Genomic DNA, 18,295 nt, shown 5'->3' with positions numbered 1-18,295 from the left:
GGGAGAGGGACGGGGTGAGGGTATCGAGGCCCCGGGTTATGCCTCCCGGTGAGCACGTGACGACCGTTCGCACCCAACACGCGACCACTCGCCCACTCCGTCCGTAAGCACAGCGCGCGTCCCCCGATAGTCGGGACATGCGACGCAAACTCCTCCTCCTCCTCACGACGTCAGCGCTGTGGCTATCAACGCCTCATCTCTGGTTTCTCTGAAATCCTCGCAGCGTTGCTGAAACTGTACTGCCCGGGGTCGAGACCCAGCGAGCCACACTCCACCGAGCGGCAGCTTCCCGGTAAGCTGCCGTGGCATGCAGCACCTGACCGGAACCGTCCCACTGCTCCCGGCCTGTTCCAACCGGCTGTCCTGGCGCCCTTCGAGGCCGTGCAGGCTCGAGGTGGCATGACATGTGGCTCGCGCTCACGCTCCTCCTCCTCGCCGCTGTCATCGCCGGGCTCGTCGTCGCGTGGCATCTCCGCCCGACGCCGTCCCTCTGCCAACCCCAGCAGTACGACGCCGTGCCGCAGCCAGGGACATTCGCGGTGCGGCCGCTCGAAGCGATGCCGCCGATCGTTCGCGAGACGCCCATCCTCGAAGCTCAATCCCCCGCCTGGCGCGAGGCCATGGCGCAGGCGGGCCTCCGGCTGCGCCGCGCTGGGGTGCGCCATGTCATCTTCGTGCACGGCACTTTTGTCGGCCATGACCCCACCCTGCTGCTCTCCGCGCTCGAGGGGCCCCTCTCGGCACTGGGGCCAGGGTTCATGCCGTCCCTGCAACGCCTCTCCAAGCTCCCGAGCGATCGTGTCCTGCGGGATCTCGGCAATTACACCCCCGAGTACGTCACGCTCTTCCAGAAGTCACTGGGCGGCGACATCCCCACCACGCGCTTCGTCTGGTCCTCGGCGAACAACCACGTCGCCCGCCTGCGCGCGGCCGTGGAGCTGCTGCGGCTCCTGGCCACCTCGGAGCTTGGGCGCAAGCGGGCGCTGCTCCTTGGGCACAGCCACGGCGGCCAGGTGCTCGCCCTGCTCACACAGCTCGTCTACCCGGCGCGGACCGCGGAGGCGCTCTGGCAGGCCGTGCGCGACGCCGGAGAGCCCACGGAAGCCCTCCAGGAGATGGCGCGCACGGTGGCACGCGCGCGGCTCGACATCGCCACCTTCGGCATGCCACCGCGCTATGGCTGGGCCACGGGCCGGCAGTGCCGCGTCCTCCACGTGATCAATCACCGAGGCGCGGAGCCGCGCGGGAGCACCATCGCCGGCGTCCTCAACACCGAGAACGGCGACTACGTGCACCAGTGGGGCATCGCCGGTTCGGACATTCCGCCAGGTAACGCGAAGGAGCGGGAGTTGGCCGCGCGGCTCGATGCCATCCTCGGCGAAGGCTATGACGTGAAGGCGTGGCTTCAGCACGTGCGCCACGGCGCGCGCGTGCCGCGGGACGGGTTCAGCTACCTCGTCGACTACGGCGACCGGGGCACGGGCGCCCTGCCGAACTGTCTGGCGACGTGCTTCGGGCACGGCATCTACACGAGCTACGACGCCATGCTCTTCAACGCCCGCCTCCTCGCGGACCACTTCTACCGGTAGTACCCCAGACTCCACCGAAAGGAAGAGAGTGCTCCCCCGAACGCTTAGAGCGGGAGGCGCTCGCCCACCGGCGGCGGGGTGAAGGGACGCATTGCGTTGTCCTTCCGCTCGCGCTCCAGCGTCAGGAGGGTCGGCTCCGTCTGGACCCAAGCCTGCCGGAAAGCCAGGGTCATCAGCGGCCAAAGCAACGGCGCCAGCACCAGGTGCATGAGCGCGAGCACGGCGGCTCCGACAGCCAGGCCTCGGGGACGCCAACCGCGCGCTCGCGAGCGCCACGCTGCCACGAGGACCCGAGCCCAAGGAGTCCTACGCCCACCAGCGTGGGACGGACCTGCTCGCCGGCAATCCAGAGGTGCATCCACAGGCCGAACAGCGCGGGCACGGCAGCCACCAGCGCATTGCGGTTGGCGATCCACCCCGCGACCATGAAGTGCGCGCCGTCGATGGCGAAGAGAAACAGCGCGAGCGCCCCAATGACTCCCGGGAGGAAGCGCCTCAGCAGCGCGCCGAAGAGCGCCACCAGTCCCAGGTACCAGACGAGCGAGTGCAGGTGCCAGCCCACGGCGTTCCGGCCGAAGAGGTTGTAGTCCATCACCGCGAGCGCGCTCGACAGGGGTCGCCAGAAGGTCAGCTTCAGCTCGGGCAGCGTCCACCAGGGATAGGGTCCTTCATCCAACAGGGGCTGGAGGCCCGCGGGATCTCCACCCGCGAAGCGGAACAGGTCCCACGGCGTTCCCGGAGCGGGAAAGCCCTCGAGGATGAGCAGGTGGATGAAGTCGTCGCTGATAAAGCCGAGCCACGCCGTGGGCAGGGCGAGCACCAGCGCGGCCAGCAGCGAGAGCCAGAGCATGCGCGGGAAGGCGAACCACCGACTCCGGGAGGGAGTGTCCATGGCACTATCTTGCCCAAAAAGAAGGTCAGGCCGGTGGACGGCAGCACCCCACACCATGGAGAGGGAATGAAACCCACGCAGGAGACCCGCAGACCTATTGCCCCCGAAGTCGCGCGTTACGGGGCTGAAGTCGTGAACCGCCTTCGGACGTTGCTCGGTGGCGAACTGGTGGGCACGTACCTCATCGGCTCGGTGGCCCTGGAGGGCTATGAGCCAGGGCGGAGCGACATCGATATCATCGCCGTCTGCGCACACCCGCTGGAGACCCGCACCAAACAGGCGATCGCGGAGGCACTCGATCACCGGGCCCTCCCCTGCCCCGCCCGAGGCTTGGAGTTCGTCCTCTACGCGAAGGATGCGGTGGCCTCGCCCTCCAGACCCCTGCGGTTCGAGATGAACTTCAACACAGGGGCCGGCATGAACCACTGGCTCGGCCTCAATCCCGAGGAGGAAGCGACTCACTGGTTCGTCATCGACCTCGACATCGCGCGCGGTCATGGCGTGCCGCTGGTGGGCCCTCCCCCGAACGAGGTGCTGGCACCGCTTCCACGTGCCTGGGTGCTCGACGCCATCCGGGACTCGCTCACCTGGCACTCCCGAGCGGAGCCGGTGAGTCCCAACAACGTGCTCAACGCGAGCCGGGCCTGGCGCCATGTCGAGGAGGGCGTGTGGAGCACCAAGGCGGCTGCCGCCACCTGGGCCCGCGAACGCCTCACCAATCCATCGCTCATCGATGCCGCGGTCGCGAAGCGTCACGGCGCCCCAGGTCCTGCACTGGACCCGGAGGCAGTGCGCGCCCTGCACCAGCAGGTCCTGGCCGCTGTCGAGCGCGCTGTCCAGCGGATGGACGGTTCAGGTCCCGCCTAAAAAATTCCATCACGATCAGGGGCTGCCCCGACGCCAGCAGGCCAGCCCTGCACACGGAGGTGCAGTTGGTTCTCCACTGGCCACTGGATTCTGTTGAAGTGCCGGGCGCTGAAAGAAGGGCACCCGTCATCTCGGAGGAGAACCGATGAAGCTCTACTACAACCCCAAGAGCCGTGCGGCGATCAGCAAGTGGATGCTCGATGAGTGTGGCGCGAAGTACGAGATCGTGCCCATCAACTTCGAGAAGCGCGAACACAAGACGCCGGAGTTCCTGAAGATCAACCCCGCCGGCAAGCTGCCGGCGCTGGTGGATGGAGATGCGCGGGTGTTCGAGGGCGCGGCCATCTGTATGTACATCGCGGAGAAGTACCCTGAGGCCAATCTCGCGCCGAAGCCGGGCTCGCCGGAGCGGGGGCGCTACCTCTCCCTGATGGTGTACTCGACGTCGCAGCTCGAGCCCGCGATGGGCGACAAGCTCATGAAGGTGGAGACGCAGCCCCAGCGCGGCTGGACGGACTTCGAAACAGTCTTGAACGTGGTGGAAGGCGAGCTAGGCAAGGGGCCCTACCTGTTCGGCGACTGGTTCACTGCGGCCGATGTGATGATCGGCTCGATGTTCATCTGGATGCGCATGTGGGGGACGAAGACCGGCCGGCCCACGATTGATGCCTATGTTGATCGGCTGCTGGCCCGTCCCCACTGCATGAAGATGGGCGGGTAAGCCAAAACAGACAGGCTGAACGCTACGCCCGGACCCGACCCCCTGGCGTAGCGTCATCATCGGCAGTTACTTTCGCCCGTCTGGCCACGGAGCACCTTTCAGCTCCACGACGTTGCCCTCGGGATCCGTCACATAAATCGACGGCCCTTGGCCTTCGGCCCCATACCGGGATTCCACCTTCCCGGGGTCAACCCCTTTGCTCTTCAGATACGGGATGATCTCGTCCGCATCGAACGGGTCGATCCTCAAACAGAAGTGGTCGAGGTTGCGGCCTTCCTTCCCGGGTGCCGCCCCGCCCATCCGCCCAAGCCGGCCATCCACGGGGATCAAGTCGATGAGCGAGCTGCCCGCTCGCACCTGGTACAGGCCGGACTCCTCCTGGATCTTCTCGAGAGAGCAGCCGATGACGTCGATATAGAAGTCCATCGTGCGCTTGATGTCAGCCACCCTCAGCACAACATGATCGATATGTCTTATCTTCAGCATCGGTCCTCCGCTAACTCGGTGAGCGCACGAGCCTCGCACACGGAGTCCTGATGTCGAATCGGATGCCGTCCACCGCTGGCCCATCGCGCTTCGGCGCTATAGGAAGGCGGGGTCATCATGCTTCCAGTATCCAGCTCCCGCGCCTCGCTGGCCCGTTCAACGCTCCTCAAGATGGGAGTGGGCATCGGGGTCATCATCGCCCTGTCCACGCTCTTCAGCTACCTCCACCTGCTCCGGACTCTGCGCGGCGAGACGCTCGTGCAGTTGCAGCAGTATGTGTCGGAGCGCGGCGAGCGCGAGCAGTCCATCTTCGTGTTGGCGGAGGACAACCACGCGGCCCTCAGGAAGGCCATGGAGGAGGAAATCCGGGCCCACCCACAGGAGGACGTGAGCGCGCGCTTCGAGCGCCTGTTCGTGCGGCTGCCTGATGGCACGGTCCGCAACCGACCTGAGCGCTTTGACGGCACGAAGATGGTTCAGGTCTTCATTGCTCCGCACGTGGCCCTGGATGACGCATTCCGCGCCCGGCTTATAGCCGTGCACGACGTGCTCACCCGGTACGGGCCTGCCTTCCACATCCGCTTCAGGACAACCTTTGTCACCCTCCCGGAGGGCGCGCTCTTGGGCTATCTGCCGGGGGCGCCCACCTGGAGCCAGGAGCTCAAGGCTGGCTTCTCGACCGCTGGCTACGAAGACTTCGAAATCGGCCTCCCTCAGAACAACCCACAACGGCAGACCCGCTGGACCGGCATCTACAAGGAGCCCGTCTCCCATAAATGGATGGTCTCGGTCTCCACGCCGGTGGACGTGGACGGCCGCCATGTCGCGACGATTGGGCACGATGTCCTCCTCGACGAGCTGATGGCGCGCACCATCAATGACCACCTGCCCGGCGCCTACAACGTGCTCTTCCGCGACGATGGCCAGCTCATCGCCCATCCCGCGCTGAAGCTGGAGAGCGCCACCAGCCCCTACAACATCCTGAGCGACACCGAGCAGCCCGACCTCGCGGCCAGTCGACTCGGCGCCCAGGAGAACGCGACCCACCTGCGGAGCATCTTCGAACGGGTCAAGAACCGCGCGTCCGGTCAGACCATGCTGGAGCTCCCGGAGTACGGCGAGTACATCGGCATGACGCGGCTGCAGGGCCCCGGCTGGAACCTCGCCACGGTGTTGCCCAGGAGCGTGGTGTCCCAGCCCGCGATCCTCGGGTCGCGCTACGTCCTGCTGCTCGGCATCGTGTCGCTGCTGCTGGAGCTGGCCATCATGTACCAGGTGCTCCAACAGCAGATCTCCCACCCCCTGACGGCCCTGATCCAGGCCACCGACAAGGTGGCGGCGGGTGACTTCACCTGCTCGGTGTCGCTGAACACCGCTCGCCGAGACGAGCTGGGGCAGCTGGCCAGCGCCTTCCAGCTCATGGCCAACGAGGTGCAGCGGCGCGAAGAGGCGCTCCGCCAGGCCAACGAAGGGTTGGAGCAGCGAGTCGACGAGCGCACCCGCGAGCTCAAAGAGGTCCACATGCACCTGGTGCAGACGGCTCGCCAGGCGGGCATGGCGGAGATCGCCACCAACGTGCTGCACAACGTGGGCAACGTGCTCAACAGCGTCTACACCTCGGCTCAGGTAGCCAAGGAGCGGATGACGGGCATGAAGCTCGAACACGTGAGCCGGGTAGCCCATATGCTCGAGGAGCGCCGGGGAGACATCCAAGTCTTCCTCACCCAGGATGAGCGCGGGCGGCACCTCCTCCCCTTCATGAACAAGCTGGGGGAGAACCTGCTCGAGGAGCGCCAGGAGATCGTCTCGCTGCTCGAGGACGTGGGCCGCTACACCGAGCACATCGGCGACATCGTCAAGGTGCAACAGAACTACGCCCGCACGCCCCGGCTACACGAGCCCGTGCAGCTGGCGGAGCTGGTCGAGGACGCCTTGCGCATCAACTCGGCCGGGCTCTCCCGTCACCAGGTGAAGGTGCAGCGGCACATGGTGTCCCTGCCGCCCGTGATGTCGGACAAGCACAAGATGCTGATGATCCTCGTCAACCTGGTCAGCAATGCCAAATACGCCATGGACACGGTGGCACCGAGCGAACGGCTCCTGACGGTGACGATGGAGCAGACCCCCGCCAACAGCGTCCGCATCCAGGTTCACGACAACGGCATGGGCATCGCGCCGGAGATGATGACTCGCATCTTCCAATATGGCTTCACCACCCGTGAGGAGGGCCACGGCTTCGGCCTGCACTCCAGCGCCCTGGCGGCCCAGGAGCTGGGCGGCTCCTTGACGGTCCACAGCGACGGGCCCGGGCAAGGCGCCACCTTCACCCTGGAGCTGCCCTACAGCCCGGTCCAGAAGCCGGCGTGAGGCCCGCGCCCGGGAGCGCACACCGCTGTCCGCCGGGCCCGATTTTGTAGAAGTTTACAATCCAGGTATAGAAAGAGTCCCCTTCCGGAGATCCCCCGCATGTTCGGCAGACTTCTTCTCTGGGCGCGGCGCAACTCGCGAAAAGCGGTCGCGCTCGCGCTCGCCCCTGGCCTCATTGCGCTGGCCTTTGATGCCGCCATTGGGCACTGGGCTGGGAAGGACTTCGACAACCGACTGCAAGCGGTCCCGGTGGTTTATGGCGTCATCGGCTTTGTCTTGCTGACGCTCGTCTGCATCCCGAGCTCCCGCCCGGTGTTCGCGTGGACGGCGCGCCTCGTCGGCGGCGCGGGCGTGGTCATCGGCCTGGTGGGGACGGTCATCCACTTCCTCGCGCTCCTGGAGGAGCTCCAGGGGCAGTACTCGTACGCAAGCTTCGAAGGGGCCTTCTCGGTGGCGCCGCCCCTGCTCGCTCCGCTCGGCTTCACGGGCGTGGGCGCCGTGCTGTTCCTCCTACCGAGCGCGAAGCTCCTGCTCCGGCTGCGCATCGGCAGCCCTCCCACGGTGAGCGCCCACTCGGCCAACGTCGTGGAGTACCCGCGGGACCAGAGACGCGCGGGCTGAGCCTTCCACCCGGGGGCGCTTAGGCCTGCTCGAGCAACCGGAGAAAGGCGCGCGCGGCGTCCGCGTCCCCGAGGCTCGTGAGTCCCTCGCCCACTTGAAGCTCCGTCTCGACGATTCCGGGCACACGCGTCGGGCTGAAGCCGTTGGCCACCCAGACGCCGTGCTCGCGCGCGATGCGGTCGCGCTGTGCCGCCAACGCCGCCGGGTCTCCGCGCAGGAAGACGCGGAACAGGTTCGTCTGCACCGGCCGAGGTAGCACCGTAAGCCGAGAGTCCGCCGCCAGCGCCTCGGTGATGGCCTTCGCACGCTGGACGTAGCCCGGAATGCGGGCCAGCACCTCGTCCAGGCGCATCGCCGCCGACGCGACGTAGGGCCACATTTGGAAGATGTTCCCGCCGTGCCGGTGCCGCCAGAGGCGCGCCGTGCGGATGAAGTCGCGCCCGCCAACCAGCATCGCCCCGCCCATGGCCCCCACCATCTTGTAGAAGGACACGTAGACGGAGTCGAAGCCACGGCAGATGTCCGCGTAGGAGCGCCCGTAGAAGGGCTGGCTCTCCCACAAGCGCGCCCCATCCATGTGCAGCTTCACCCCTTGCTCGCGACAGGTGCGCTTGAGCTCCTCGAGCTGCTCCCAGGTCTGCAGCTGTCCGCCCAACCACCGCACGGGCAGCTCGACGCTGACGACATCGAGCGGCTCGCGGGCCTCTCGCACGTCACTGGCGAGCACCGGCCGGGCCCAGGGCGAGAGCTGCACCGCGCGCAGCCCGTGCAGCACGGAGTAGCTGTCGTTCTCGTGCAGCACGTGATGGGAGGAGGGGTGGAGACCCACCGTGCGTCTGCCCCCGGCGTCCGCGTACATCCGCAGCGCGATGAGCTGGCCCATGGTGCCGGTGGGCATGAAGCACCCGTCCTCGAAGCCGAGCAGGCCCGCGATGCGCTTCTCGAAGGACTGGACGAGCTCGCCATTGCCGTACACGTCCGTCCCCAATCCCTGACGTTGCACCCACTCGCCTACGCGGCTCAGCTCCGCGCCTTCGTTCCCGGAAGAGCCGAGCACGAGCGCGGCACGGCAGTCGCGGCGCAGTTGTTCCCGCGTGGGGCCGCCAGCGGCGTCCTTCTTCGGGGGTGGAGCCGCCTTAGGCGCGGCGGCTTCCGCCGTGCCCCGCAGAAGTGAGGAGCCGGCCAGCAGACCAGCAAGGGCGAGAAACTCGCCCCGGTTGAAATCGCGGGGAGCCATGGGGAGGACCTCTTCGTGAAGGATGACGGCGCGACCGTAGCAGGCCGCCTGCCTGCATTGGGAAGCGCCGAGCCAGCGGTGCCCAGGTCGTCGTCCCTGACATGAAGTGACCTTGAGGCAGCACTTGCGGGTGCATATCCCTGGCGGGATGCCTTCAGAGACCCTGCCAGAGCCAGCTTGGGTGCATGACGCGGTTTTCTACCATGTGTACCCACTGGGTGCCTGCGGTGCGCCCGCCACGAACGACTTCCAGAGTGCCCCCATCGCGCGGCTTGATCGCCTCTTGCCTTGGCTCGACCACTGGGCCGCGCTGGGGGTGAACGCCGTCTATCTCGGACCGCTCTTCGAGTCGTCCTCCCACGGCTACGACACGGCGGACTACTTCCACGTGGATCGCCGCCTGGGTGACGAGGCCACGCTCGCCCGGTTGGTGGAGGGGCTGCATGCGCGTGGGATGCGGGTGATTTTCGACGCGGTCTTCAACCACGTGGGCCGGTCCTTCTGGGCCTTCCGTGACCTCCGCGAGAAGGGCCCGTCCTCACCGTACCGGACGTGGTTCCGTGGCCTGCGCTTCGATGCGCGCAACCGCTTCGGCGATCCCTTCGTGTACGAGGGCTGGCACGGGGTGGAGGAGCTGGTGAAGCTGGAGCTGCGCCAGGAGGCGGTCCGCCAGCACCTCTTCGACGCGGTGACGCACTGGGTGAAGCGCTTTGGAATCGACGGCCTCCGCCTCGACGCGGCGGATGCCATGGACCTCGACTTCTTCGACGGCCTGGCCTCCTTCTGTCGTGGACTCGGCCGGGAGTTCTGGCTCATGGGCGAGGTCATCCACGGCGACTATCGCCAGTGGGCTCGGCCCGGACGGCTGCACGCCACCACGGATTACGCCCTGTGGAAGGGACTCTGGTCGAGCCACAACGACCGGAACTACTTCGAGCTGGCCCACACGCTGAAGCGGCAGGTCGCCCCCAGCGGCATGTATGAGGGCCTGTCCCTCTATACCTTCGCCGACAACCACGACGTGAACCGGGCCGCGAGCCTCTTGAAGGATGCACGTCACCTTCCCCTGCTCTACCTGCTCCTGTTCACCCTCCCTGGCGTGCCGTCCATCTACTACGGCAGCGAGTGGGGACAGACGGGGCGCAAGGAGGGCGGAGATGACCGTCCGCTCCGCCCCGCTCTTACCGAGCCCCCCGGCCCAGCGAAGCCTCCCCATCCCGGACTGCGAGAGGCCATCACCCGCTTCGCCTCGCTCCGGCATCAGCACGAGGCCCTCCGACAAGGAAGCTATCGGGAGCTGTTGGTGCGCAACGAGCAGCTGGCGTTCGCCCGGGAGCGCGGGGCCGAGCGCCTCGTCGTGGCGGTGAACGCCTCGGACAAACCGGCGGAGGTGGAGGTTCCGATGACCGGGACGCCGGATGGCGACTGGATCGATCTGCTGGAGCCCGGGCGCCGCTTCTCCCTGCGTGGGGGACGTCTCCAGCTCGGGGCGCTACCCGCCACCTCGGGTCGAGTGCTGCGCCAGGCATGAGTCCAGAAGGCGCTACCTCGTAGGGCCCAACGGCAGCTCCAGAGTGAAGGTCGCGCCCTGCCCTGGCGCGCTCTCCACCCGGATGATTCCGCCATGGGCCTCCACAATCTGCCGGGTGATGTAGAGGCCTAACCCCAGCCCTCCGTAGTTCCGCTCGGAGACGGCGCGCTCGAACTTTCCGAAGATGCGCGAGAGCGCTTCCTCCTGGATGCCGATGCCCTCGTCCCGTACGACGAGCCGCGCCCCTCGCTCCCCTGCTCCGACCTGAAGGTGGATGGGTTTGCCCGCGCCGTATTTGATGGAGTTGGAGAGCAGGTTGGAGACCACCTGCTCGAGCCGCAGCCTGTCCCAGCACCCCAGCAGGGCGCCGTCGCTCCTGATTTGCAGACGGCAGCCGACCCGCTCCGCCTCGGGCTCGAATCGGGAGCACACCTCGTGAACGAGCGCCACCAGGTCGACCTCTTCGAGCGCCAGTGACAGCCGGCCCGAGCTGATGCGCGACACATCGAGCAGCTCGTTCACCAGATCCGAGAGACGCTTGACCTGCCGGCGCATCACGTCGACATCTCCCGGCAGCCGCCGCTCCAGACCCGCGAGCCCCCCATCATTCACCGAGCGCGCCAGGGCATGGAGCTTGAGGCTCAAGGGCGTGAGCGGTGTCTTGAGCTCATGACTGGCCACCGAGAGGAACTCATCCCGGAGCCGTACCGCCTCCTGCGTGGTGCGCAGCAGCCGGGCGTTCTCCAGTGCGGACGCCGCGCGGCGGGCCAGCTCCTCGGCCATGTCCACGTCGCCCTCATCGAACCGCTCGGCCGCGCCCGCGCGAGCGAACGTGATGACGCCCCACGATCGCTCCCGTGTCTTCATCGGCACCAGGAGCACGGAGTGTGGATCCAGTCGATCCAGGATCTCCAGGTGCGCGGGGCTCACAGCGCTCTGCCGCCGATGCTCGAGGGTGAAGTCCGTGTAGAGCTTCGTCCAGCCATGGCGCAGCGCCTCGGCCACGGGCGTGGAGACGTCGGACCGGGGAGTGAAGCGCCGGACCTGCTGGATGACGTCCTCCATGGACGGCTCCTGGTGCGCCACGGCCACACGCTGAAACCCTCCATCCTCTTGGAGCAGGTCCACCACACAGTAGGTGGCCACCGACGAAGCGGCGAGCCGCGCCACGCGCTGCAGGGCCTCGTCCGGCTCCAGCGACTCGGTCAGCAACCGACTCGCTTCGGAGAGGAAGCCAAGCTTCTGCTCACCGCGCATCCGCTCCGTGATGTCCAGGGTGATGCCGACCATGCCCACAGGCATACCGTCCGGGCCACACTCCACGCGCCCGCGCGCCGCGACCCAGCGCAGGCCTCCGCCTGGAGGCACGACGCGATAGTCGGCGGAGTAGTCAGCACACGTGGCGATCGCCCGCTCTACTGCATTGACCATGCCCTGGCGATCCTCCGGATGGATGAGCGACAGCAAGGCCTCATACGAGGACAGCTCCCAATCGGGAGGCACGCCGAAGTTGCTCTTGCAGCCCTCCGACGCTTCCAGCCGCCGCGTCGGGAGCTCCAGACGCCAGTGCCCCAAGCCACTGGCCTGGAGGATGAAGCGCAACCGCTCCTCACGCTCCGCCAAGGCGACCCGGGCGCGGCGAAGCTCGGCGTTGCGCTGGTGCAGCTCGATGAAGACGGACACCTTGGCCCGGAGCACCTCTGGATCATGTGAGCTGGCCAGACAGTCCACCGCCCCGAGCGCATGGGCCTCCTTCACACGCGCGGGCTCCGGCGTCTCCGTGAGGAGAAGGAGAGGCGTGGAACGCGAGCGCCACACCTCGCGGAGCAACCGGGCCGAAACGAGCCCCTCCTCCCATTCCTGGTGCACGTCGAGGAGGATGAGGGCGAAGTCCTCGTGCAGGACCCTGCGGAGCGCATCCTCGGCCGAGCTGGCCGTCACCAGTCGTAGGTTGAGTGGGGCGAGAGTGGCTTCGAGCGTGAGGAGACTTTCCTGGCGGCCATCCACCAACAACAGGCTCGCGTGCAGAACTTCATGCACCACCTAAAGACCTCCCAAATCGCGTGCTCCCATCAAGAACCACATGTGAAGAGTCCAATCAGAGCACCACTGCGCTAGCGGGAGGCCCAGGCGCACGGTCGCTAGCGAACAGAGCGGGCGACCATGCGACCTGGAAGGAAACGATCTACTGACCGACGTCGAACTCGCCCGCGCTCCGAGCTCGGTGATGGGTCGCCCGTGCCGTGGACGGCAAGTGCATGGATCTCACCTGAAAACCGAGAGAGGAGGCTCTCATCGGCTGAGAAAAGCTATACCAGGAAGAGCTGAAATTCGAACGGTTGCTCGTCTCTTGTGGGAGCGAGAACGACAGAAAGAGGAGGAACACGACCAATATGCGATAATGGGACCCCCCACCCGCTTGGACCCCCACTCTTGGACTCGCTGCTAAAACTCGGATTGCTCACGGGACTGCTCGCCGTTGACGCGGTGCGTGCAGAGCAACCGTCGTCTGTTGAGCAGGTACGTGCCGAGCTGGACCGGCAACTCCAGGAGATGGTGAAGAGCCCACCGGCGGAGGTGCGGCTGCTCTTCGCGGGACTGGATCCCTCCGGGTTCAGGCTTGTCGAGGTTCACTTCACCCTGGACGGCAAGCCACTCGAGGTCCCGTCGGTGGAGAAGCTCGGCGCCCCCGGCCCTCATGTGCTGACGACGCTACAGGTGGAGGACGGCCCGCACACGCTCGTGTCCAACGTCGTCTACATGGACGCGTCGTGGAACCTGTTCAGCCCGACATCCGGCCTGCTGTGGAACATGACCTCCACGCTCAACTTCCAGACGCAGCGCGGGCTGCGCGTGGACGTGAAGGCCACGTCTGTGCTGGTGCCGGAGGCGAAGGACCCGCGGCAGAAGGTCAAGCTGTCGCACGATGTGACGGCGGAGATGATCGCGAAGCTCGAGGACAGCATGCCTCCCGAGCCCCTCCCGGAAAGGGCCCCGGTCCCAGACGCGGGTGTGGCGATCGCACCGGTTCCGACGACACCTGAGCCGACAAAGACTCCGAGCACTCCCGAGCCCCCACCCGCCACCACGGCCCAGCCGCAGAAGGCGAAGCTCCTGGTCCGGGCAACGGTGCTCCGCAAGCCCGTGGCGGCGACGCTCTCCGTGCGCGGAGCCACGTCCCAGAAGGTGGCGCTGAAGCGGGGGGCCAAGACCCCCACGCCGGTGGAAGTGACTCCGGGCGAGTACACGGTGGACGTCATCGCCCCCGGCTTCCTCGCGCAGACGCGCCGAGTGGTGCTCTCCGGAGGCAACGCGCAACCGCTGGAGTTCACGCTGGTGCGCGCGCCGAAGAAGAAGCTCGTGAAGGAGAAGAACGACCGGCTCGAGCTGCTCAAGCCCCTGCGCTTCCCCCAGGGCAAGGAAGCGCCGCTGCCGGGTGGCAACGTCCTCCTCGAGCAGCTCGTGGACACGCTCGTGCGGAGCCCCATCCAGCGCATCCGTATCGAGGGCCACACCGACAACCAGGAGGGCGATGAGAGCGCGAGGAAGCAGCTCTCCGAGGCTCGGGCCAAGACCGTGGCGGAGCTGCTCGTGCAGGCGGGGGTGGACCCTGCGCGCATCGAGACGACGGGCCTCGCGGACACGCGGCCCAAGGCGCCCAACATCACTCCGCGCGGACGCGAGCTCAACCGGCGCGTGGAGCTCGTCATCCTCGAGCGCTGAGCCTGGCTCCTGCCTTGGGGCTCAGTCGAACAAGAACGCGAGGAGATCGTTTTCCATGAGGAAGTGGAAGACGCCCACGAAGAGGAACCCCACGCCGAGCACGATGTAGAGCCAGGCCATGCCGACGGCCTGGGCTCCGGTAGCCTCCACGTGGAGACCCTGGTGCGCCTCCATGACCTGGGGAACCTCGTACTGCTTCCGGGCCTCGGTGAGGATGGAGCCCAACAGGCCAGGCCAGGCCTGCTTCGAGGCAGGGTTGACCACCATCATCCGCTTGCGCACCAGGGCGCGCACACCGGAGATGAGGAAGAAGAGGCTGAAGCCTCCCGTGAGGATGCAAACAGCTGGATTGATCTGCATGAGGCTGTCCCCCTTGGTGGCGCGACGGTAGCACGCCACGTGGCCTCACTTCCCTTTCTTCCATTTTGAACGAGCCACCCGTTCGATTCGACCGGCTCGTCCGAGACACGCCTCTCTCGTGGACGAGGTTTCCCCTCGAACACCCCCGGGCACCAGCGGCTGGCCCGCCATTTGCCATCTCCGGTTCCAAACCCAGCCCGAGGAACCGCGCCATGGACCAGCCCCTCCACTTGATGACCCCCGAGGCGAGAGCCAACCCCTACCCCCTCTACGCGGAGCTCCGTCGAAGGGCGGTGTGCCAGGTGGAGCCCGGGGGCATGTGGGCCGTCAGCCGCTACGACGACGTGGTGACCGTTCTCAAGGACCCGAAGCGCTTCTCGTCGGCAGGCCTGGGCCAGAGCTTCCTGCCCCCCTGGCTGGAGCGCAATCCCACGGCGGACTCGCTGGTCATGAAGGATCCGCCGGACCACACGCGGCTGCGCGCCATGGTCAGCCGGGCCTTCAGTGGCGCGGCGCTGAGTCGGTGGGAGTCACGCATCCGTGACATCGCCGAGGAGCTCGCCGAGGCCGCCGTGCGTCGCCAGGAGGTGGACTTCATCTCCGACTTCGCCCTGCCCCTCCCCTCCCGCGTGCTCAACCTCTTCTTCGGCCTGGAGCCCGCCATGGCCCTCCGCTTGAAGGGTTGGGCGGATGATCTGGTCAGCATCCCCGCCAGTCAGCCTTCACCCCAGCGCATGGCGGAGATCCGCCACAGCCTCGCGGAGATGGAACGCTGCTTCAACGCGCTCATCGAGGCGCGGCGCACCGAGCCTGGAGAGGAGCTCGTGAGCGAGCTGATCCGCACGGAGGCACTGACGCACGAGGAGCTATTGAGCTTCCTCTTCGGGCTGGTACCCGCCGGTGTGGAGACAACCGTCTACCTCCTCGCCAATACGATGCTCGTGCTCTCGGAGCACCCGCGGGAGTTGGAGCGCGTGCGCGAGAATCCCACGCTCATCCCCCAGCTCATCGAGGAGATCCTCCGTTACGATCCCCCCGGGCAGAGCAGCCTCCGCCTGACGACCGAGGACGTGGTGCTCTCCGGGGTGACGATTCCCCGCGGCTCCGTCGTCGTCGCCCTGATTGGCGCGGCCATGCGCGACGAGGGCCGCTTCCCCCAAGCAGACCGATTCATCCTCGACCGCGAGAACCAGGGGCATCTCGCCTTCGGCCACGGGCCCCACTTCTGCCTGGGAGCGATGCTCGCGCGGATGGAGGCGCGCCTCGGCCTGGAGGCCCTCTTCTCGCGCATCCGCGGCTTCTCTCTCTCTCGGCGGGACGTGACCTGGTCACAGTCCATCATTGCGCGAGGTCCTCTCGCCCTACCGCTCCGCCTGGAGAGTTCGGTGCGGTAGGCTCCGCCGCCATATGACCTCGGACCCCGTCACGCTCGTCGCCGCGCTCCGCAACACCCTCGAGGACACGGAGCGCGACTTCTCATCCATGCCGTTCTTCGTCAGGCCCATGGTGCGCCGTGGCTTCGCGAGCCGCACCGGACTGGGCCTCGACGAGTGGCAGCGGCTCGCCTCGGCACTTGTCTCCGAGGTGAAGTCGGACACTGCACCGACCCAGGTCCGCGAGCGCCACCCGCGGCTGCGCGAGAACCTGGCGCAACTCGCCGAGAACTACCGCACGGCACCCGAGCGGGCCTCGAAGGGCATGGGCGCACTCGCGGGCACGCTCCAGCGCGTCCAGGAGACCTCCCGGCGTCGAGAGGAGGCCGTCCGTGCCCTCATCGCCTGGCTCGGATAAAGGCGCGGCCTCGCCTCACATCCGTACCGCGGAAGGCTCCAGCTCGGCGCTCACGCTGATGCGGCTGTAGAGCACCATGCCCACCACAATGAGCATGGCGCCCGCGAAGCTGAACGTGGAGGGCAAGGGCTCGCCCAGGAAGAGCACGCCGAGCAGCAGCGCGAAGAGCAGCTCGGTGGACTGAGTGGCCTCCACGGCGGCCAGTGCGACCGGGTTGTTCGCTGTCATCTGGCTGGCGCGGAAGAACAGGATGGTGGCGATCACTCCAGAGGAGACCGCCACACCCGTGGACTGCAGCACCTGCGCCGACGAGGGCCACCCCACCTGCGCATGGCCATACACCGCCACCACCAGCCACAGCGGCAGGCTCCCCAGCGTCATCCCGAGGACTCGCTGGCTGGCATCCAGGGAGACGCCCTCACGCTCCAGGTGCAACATCAACCTGCGATTGCCCAGCGGGTACGCAACGGCGGAGCACACCACGAAGAGCAACGCCCACCAGGCGCTGGCAGGCATGGCCATGTGGAAGTGGCCCAACTGCATGAGCAGAACGCCCATGACGATCAACGAGCCCATGCTCACGGCCTTGAGCGGTACCCGCCGGCGCTCATCCGTGTAGATGAACGGTGACAGCAGCGGGCCCGCGAGCGCAGTGATCTGAAAGGAACCGGCGATGAGCCACGAGGGCCCGTAGTCCGCCGACAACGTCAGGAGCGAATAGAAGACGCCGAAGCCCACGCTGCCCCAGAGCAACCACTCGCGAGGGTTCCGCAGCAGCTCGGACCACAACGCGGGCCAACCCCCGCGCACGGCCACGAGCACGAACAGCAGGGGCACCATGATGAAGTAGCGCAGCGACGCGCTCCAAGCCCAGAACCCACCCGCCGCCGCCATGTTGCGGTTGAGCACATAGGTCATGGTGAAAAATAGCGCCGAGGCCAGACCGAGCAGGATCGCGGGCAGGGCGGACGATGACTTTCTCATGGGCGGACGTGCACGGGACAAACCCCTGGTTATCATGGTTCGACCCGTCCCAAGGAACCCCTGTGAACGCCCTCCTCATCCGCCTGGTCTGTGGTTTTCTCTTCGCCGCAATGGCCCTTGGCGCAGTGGTCCATCCACCGAGCAACCTCACTCAGGGGCTGAGCATGCTCCTCCCGGGGGCCATGCTGCTGAACTACGCCATCAAGGGTCCGCGCCGCTCCCTGATTCCCAAGAAGCCGGCGCCCGCTCCCGCGCCCGCTCCGACCGACTCGGGACCTGGCCAGGCCTGAGACCCACCCTCACGGAGGGCAAAGGGCCACGGATGTCGTCGAGGCCTCGGACGCGCCATTGGGTTCACGGCAGGGCGCCGCGTTTGGGGCCGGCGCCGGGCTGGCGGTCCGCGAGTCCCCACTGGATTCGAGCAGTCCGATCACCGCGGGATAGACCTGGCTGGCGAAGTACCGGCCGCCGGCCACCGTGAAGTGGACGCCATCCGCCATCCGCAGGGGCATCGGCTTACGGAAGCCCTCGACCCGAGCCTCGCGCAGGACTCCACCCCGCGCGTCGGTGAAGAACGGCTTCGTGTCGAGATGCGTCGCGGCCTCATGGGCCGACACGGCCTCGCGCAGGATGCGACGGATCACCCGCAGCTTGCGCTCGAAGTTCGGCAGCTTGGTGATGGGCAATTCGACCCAGAGGATCTTCCGGCCAGGCGCCTCGAGGACGTGCAGGAAGTCCTCGACGCGCTGGCGGTACGCGGCCTCCCACCCGGACGCGCCCCACTGGACCTTCGCCTTGCCATTCTCGTCCGTGAGCCCCTGCCCGTCGTTCCCCCCCATGATGACGACGACCACGTCGGGGGCATGACGCTCGACCTCCTCCTGTCCGACCTTCATCCAGTCGAAGAAGTCGGGCCGGGCGAGCCCGGTGGAGGACTTCGCCCGCCGCACGGCGCGGACACCCGGGTGCTCATTCAGCGCTCTCTCGAGGGACTCGCCAAAGCCGGTGACGATCAAGCTGTCACCGAGCAGGAGCACGGTCCGGGTCCGTTGGGCCTCCGCCACCGCGGGCGCAGGCGACGGCTCTCCGGCCGCCGCACGCACCACTCCAGTGAACAGCACGGCCA

At 67.1% G+C, this 18,295-nt stretch carries 18 protein-coding genes; 10 read left to right on the top strand and 8 right to left on the bottom strand.

All coding sequences use genetic code 11. The features are described from left to right. The first annotated feature begins 404 nt into the window (after positions 1 to 404). Entirely contained in the window at positions 405 to 1,589 is a 1,185-nt protein-coding gene (locus tag F0U60_RS22810; RefSeq protein WP_395823255.1) for a hypothetical protein, read from the top strand. A 172-nt stretch (positions 1,590 to 1,761) separates the two neighbouring features. Here F0U60_RS22810 and F0U60_RS22805 read toward each other — a convergent pair whose 3' ends face one another. Continuing rightward, positions 1,762 to 2,481, bottom strand: coding sequence for a hypothetical protein (locus F0U60_RS22805; RefSeq protein WP_395823253.1), 720 nt, complete (start codon positions 2,479 to 2,481; stop codon positions 1,762 to 1,764). Between the two features lie 66 nt (positions 2,482 to 2,547). Here F0U60_RS22805 and F0U60_RS22800 point away from each other — a divergent pair, with 66 nt between their 5' ends. Together F0U60_RS22800 and F0U60_RS22795 are read left to right on the top strand one after the other, a co-directional pair. Next, positions 2,548 to 3,348 carry an aminoglycoside adenylyltransferase domain-containing protein gene (locus tag F0U60_RS22800; protein ID WP_395823251.1) on the top strand — a complete coding sequence of 267 codons (801 nt, stop codon included), beginning with the start codon at positions 2,548 to 2,550 and terminating at the stop codon, positions 3,346 to 3,348. A 145-nt stretch (positions 3,349 to 3,493) separates the two neighbouring features. Continuing rightward, a complete protein-coding gene (locus tag F0U60_RS22795; protein ID WP_395823249.1) occupies positions 3,494 to 4,069 on the top strand; it encodes a glutathione S-transferase family protein in 576 nt (191 codons plus the stop codon). Between the two features lie 66 nt (positions 4,070 to 4,135). Here the strand turns inward: F0U60_RS22795 and F0U60_RS22790 are convergent, their stop codons facing one another. Together F0U60_RS22790 and F0U60_RS22785 are read right to left on the bottom strand one after the other, a co-directional pair. Continuing rightward, the gene (locus F0U60_RS22790; protein ID WP_395823247.1) at positions 4,136 to 4,555 is read right to left on the bottom strand and encodes a VOC family protein; all 420 of its coding nucleotides are present in this window, start codon (positions 4,553 to 4,555) and stop codon (positions 4,136 to 4,138) included. A gap of 156 nt (positions 4,556 to 4,711) precedes the next feature. Continuing rightward, positions 4,712 to 5,098: a hypothetical protein gene (locus tag F0U60_RS22785; protein ID WP_395823245.1), complete on the bottom strand. Its 387-nt coding sequence runs from the start codon at positions 5,096 to 5,098 to the stop codon at positions 4,712 to 4,714. Between F0U60_RS22785 and F0U60_RS22780 the strand changes: the two genes are divergently transcribed. Then, on the top strand, positions 5,093 to 6,922 hold the full coding sequence (locus tag F0U60_RS22780) for an ATP-binding protein (RefSeq protein ID WP_395823243.1): 1,830 nt from the start codon (positions 5,093 to 5,095) through the stop codon (positions 6,920 to 6,922). The genes F0U60_RS22785 and F0U60_RS22780 overlap by 6 nt on opposite strands. Positions 6,923 to 7,021: 99 nt before the next feature. Next, positions 7,022 to 7,543, top strand: a complete 522-nt coding sequence (locus F0U60_RS22775) for a hypothetical protein (RefSeq protein ID WP_395823241.1) — start codon at positions 7,022 to 7,024, stop codon at positions 7,541 to 7,543. A 19-nt stretch (positions 7,544 to 7,562) separates the two neighbouring features. Here the strand turns inward: F0U60_RS22775 and F0U60_RS22770 are convergent, their stop codons facing one another. Beyond that, positions 7,563 to 8,780: a threonine aldolase family protein gene (locus F0U60_RS22770; protein WP_395823239.1), complete on the bottom strand. Its 1,218-nt coding sequence runs from the start codon at positions 8,778 to 8,780 to the stop codon at positions 7,563 to 7,565. 181 nt (positions 8,781 to 8,961) lie between these two features. Between F0U60_RS22770 and F0U60_RS22765 the strand changes: the two genes are divergently transcribed. Next, positions 8,962 to 10,311, top strand: coding sequence for an alpha-amylase family glycosyl hydrolase (locus F0U60_RS22765; protein WP_395823237.1), 1,350 nt, complete (start codon positions 8,962 to 8,964; stop codon positions 10,309 to 10,311). Positions 10,312 to 10,323: 12 nt separating this feature from the next. Here F0U60_RS22765 and F0U60_RS22760 read toward each other — a convergent pair whose 3' ends face one another. Next, positions 10,324 to 12,354: an ATP-binding protein gene (locus tag F0U60_RS22760; RefSeq protein WP_395823235.1), complete on the bottom strand. Its 2,031-nt coding sequence runs from the start codon at positions 12,352 to 12,354 to the stop codon at positions 10,324 to 10,326. A gap of 390 nt (positions 12,355 to 12,744) precedes the next feature. Between F0U60_RS22760 and F0U60_RS22755 the strand changes: the two genes are divergently transcribed. Beyond that, entirely contained in the window at positions 12,745 to 14,034 is a 1,290-nt protein-coding gene (locus F0U60_RS22755) for an OmpA family protein (RefSeq protein ID WP_395823233.1), read from the top strand. A gap of 21 nt (positions 14,035 to 14,055) precedes the next feature. Here F0U60_RS22755 and F0U60_RS22750 read toward each other — a convergent pair whose 3' ends face one another. Continuing rightward, positions 14,056 to 14,394: a hypothetical protein gene (locus F0U60_RS22750; protein WP_395823231.1), complete on the bottom strand. Its 339-nt coding sequence runs from the start codon at positions 14,392 to 14,394 to the stop codon at positions 14,056 to 14,058. Between the two features lie 212 nt (positions 14,395 to 14,606). Here F0U60_RS22750 and F0U60_RS22745 point away from each other — a divergent pair, with 212 nt between their 5' ends. Further along, entirely contained in the window at positions 14,607 to 15,788 is a 1,182-nt protein-coding gene (locus F0U60_RS22745) for a cytochrome P450 (RefSeq protein WP_395823229.1), read from the top strand. A 13-nt stretch (positions 15,789 to 15,801) separates the two neighbouring features. Further along, positions 15,802 to 16,185: a hypothetical protein gene (locus F0U60_RS22740; RefSeq protein ID WP_395823227.1), complete on the top strand. Its 384-nt coding sequence runs from the start codon at positions 15,802 to 15,804 to the stop codon at positions 16,183 to 16,185. Positions 16,186 to 16,200: 15 nt separating this feature from the next. Here the strand turns inward: F0U60_RS22740 and F0U60_RS22735 are convergent, their stop codons facing one another. Then, positions 16,201 to 17,169 carry a multidrug resistance efflux transporter family protein gene (locus F0U60_RS22735; RefSeq protein WP_395823225.1) on the bottom strand — a complete coding sequence of 323 codons (969 nt, stop codon included), beginning with the start codon at positions 17,167 to 17,169 and terminating at the stop codon, positions 16,201 to 16,203. Positions 17,170 to 17,231: 62 nt separating this feature from the next. Here F0U60_RS22735 and F0U60_RS22730 point away from each other — a divergent pair, with 62 nt between their 5' ends. Continuing rightward, complete coding sequence (locus F0U60_RS22730; RefSeq protein ID WP_395823223.1) at positions 17,232 to 17,459, top strand: hypothetical protein; 228 nt, start codon at positions 17,232 to 17,234, stop codon at positions 17,457 to 17,459. A gap of 9 nt (positions 17,460 to 17,468) precedes the next feature. Here the strand turns inward: F0U60_RS22730 and F0U60_RS22725 are convergent, their stop codons facing one another. Further along, positions 17,469 to 18,290: a DUF459 domain-containing protein gene (locus F0U60_RS22725; protein ID WP_395823221.1), complete on the bottom strand. Its 822-nt coding sequence runs from the start codon at positions 18,288 to 18,290 to the stop codon at positions 17,469 to 17,471. Between the last annotated feature and the right edge of the window lie 5 nt (positions 18,291 to 18,295).

It is taken from the genome of Archangium minus (genome assembly GCF_044360475.1).
GTDB lineage: Bacteria > Myxococcota > Myxococcia > Myxococcales > Myxococcaceae > Archangium > Archangium minus.
This window is presented reverse-complemented; position numbering and strand designations above follow the sequence as displayed.